3 protein-coding genes are annotated in these 2,133 nt (G+C 64.4%); 1 reads left to right on the forward strand and 2 read right to left on the reverse strand.

The genetic code is table 11. The annotated features are described in order from the left end of the window. Window positions 1–715, forward strand: a 715-nt coding sequence (locus AC1D15_RS28495; RefSeq protein ID WP_477828662.1) for an N-acyl homoserine lactonase family protein, incomplete at its 5' end; no start/stop codon positions are given. Between the two features lie 19 nt (window positions 716–734). On the opposite strand, the gene AC1D15_RS28500 is transcribed toward AC1D15_RS28495, so the two are convergent. Then, window positions 735–1,520, reverse strand: a complete 786-nt coding sequence (locus AC1D15_RS28500) for an iron-containing redox enzyme family protein (protein WP_477828663.1) — start codon at window positions 1,518–1,520, stop codon at window positions 735–737. A 168-nt stretch (window positions 1,521–1,688) separates the two neighbouring features. Further along, a partial coding sequence (locus AC1D15_RS28505; protein ID WP_477828664.1) for a response regulator occupies window positions 1,689–2,133 on the reverse strand: 445 nt, incomplete at its 5' end.

The following is a 2,133-nucleotide window of genomic DNA, read 5'->3' on the forward strand; positions in this document are numbered from 1 at the left end:
GCTCGATTGCGGCACCGGGACCAACGACCCGAGGCGCTTCAGCGACGCCTTCGCCTACACCGAGACGACGAAGCCCTTCACCTTCAGCTGCTATGTCATCCGCCACGGCGCGGACGTGATGGTCTGGGACACGGGTTATCTGCCGGGCTCCGTTCCCAGTGCGACCAACAAGCCGCTGGCCGATCTGCTGAAGCAGATCAACGTCAACGCCGAAGACGTGAAGTACGTCGGCATCAGCCACTACCACGCCGATCACACCGGTCAGCTGGCCCCGCTGAAGAATGCAACGCTGCTGATCGGCAAGGGCGATTGGGACGGCATCAACGCCACCCCGCCGATGGCCAGTGCGAACGTGAAAGGCTTCGCCGAGTGGATCGCCGAGAAGCGCAAGGTCGAGCCGCTGAGCGCCGACAAGGACGTGTTCGACGACGGCACCGTGATGATCCTGCGCGCGCCGGGCCACACGCCGGGGCACAGCATCCTGCTCGTGCGCCTGAAGGAGATGGGGCCGGTGATCCTGAGCGGCGATGCCGTGCATTTCCACGAGAACTACGAGCACGACGGCGTGCCGGGCTTCAACTACGACCGCGCGCAGACCCTCGCGTCGATCCAGCGCGTCAAGCAGATCGCGAAGAACCTGAAGGCGACGGTCATCATCCAGCACGACCCGCGCGACATCGGCAAGCTGCCGGCGTTCCCGGCTGCGGCGAAGTGACCGAGGTACCGGCTTCCGTCTATGSGGCGTGGAGTGCGTCGAAGGCACCCAAGGTCGATGCGTTGGAAGCCGTTTCGTCAAAATCGCCGCGCGTCGCTGCCATCATCGCGGCGTCGAGCGACATCTCCATGTAGCGGTAGCTCGACCGGACCGCACGCCGCACGGCGGCCACATCCGCACTCGACGGTGCGTGGCCGAGCAAGGTCGCGACAATGTCCAGCGCCTCCCAGGGATGCGTGTCGTCGTACTCGGCATGGACCTTCAGCCATCGCATCGCTGGAACGCGAATCTCGTCCGGGAGCGATTTCGAGTAGGTGTCCTTCGAGCACACCACGCACGACCACTCACCCGTCGCGCCTTCGACTGCATAGTTCGTCGCGGCCATCGCGACCGCAAGACTCGCCTTGTCGCAGACATACCAGCACCAGTGCGCCAAGGCCTCGAGTTCTTCGGCATCCTCCCCGGCTCGCAGGTCGTCGAGCGTCAACCCGGCTGCCCCAGCCCAGGTGGCCCAATGCTCGGAGTGCTTCTGTTCGACGCGAATGTTCTGGATCAGGTAGCGCCGCGCCATGTCCTCGCCCACGCTGTCGCCATAGCCCACCTTTTTCAGGTTCATTGCCATGAACCGGGGGAATTGCTCGATGGTCGGCCATACGCCCACCAGGAAGCGGCGCATCGCCGGCAGCGGCAACCTGGCTTCTCTCATCAGAGCGAAGAGCTCGTGCTCGACCACGCGACGCTTGTGCGGCGTCGTTTCATGAACGACGCGCTGCAGCCAGACCGGATAGCTGCCGATGTTCTTCAAGTTACCTGTTCGACGAAACTCGGTTGACATGGCATCCCCTGCGGTTGTGTTGCAAGTGGGTGCATGAACCGTGCCGGTAACCTGGTCGACAGCCCATGGTGTGTCGCACGGTTACACGGCCTGCCTGATCGTGCGGGCGCCGACGCCCCCCACTCCCGCGACCGGGCTCTATGCGCAGGCTTGCTGGCTGTGCTTGTCCAGCATCGCGAGCAGTTCTTCGAACACGATCGGCTTGGTCAGGTAGCTCTCGAACCCGCAGCCAAGCGCGGTCCTGATCTGCTCCGGAAGCGCGTCGGCCGAAAGTGCGACCAGGTGGATCTCGCGGGTGGACCGATCCCGCTGCAGCTCCTTGGCGAGCTGGACTCCCGTCATGTCGCCAAGGTTCATGTCGACGAGCATCAGATCCGGGGCGTCGAGCCGTGCCATCTCGAGCGCGCGCTCACCGTTGGTCGCGACGCGAAGCGACACGCCGTGCCGCAATGTGACGATCTGGCGTACCAGTTCGGCGTTCACCTCGTTGTCCTCTGCGTAGAGCACCCTCAGGGGGCGCCTGTTGCTGCCGGGGAGTCTGTGGCTCCGCGGGGAATCCGCATTGACGATGGGCCGATCTGAC

The sequence above is a fragment of the Rhizobacter sp. P2_H2 genome (assembly GCF_056403375.1).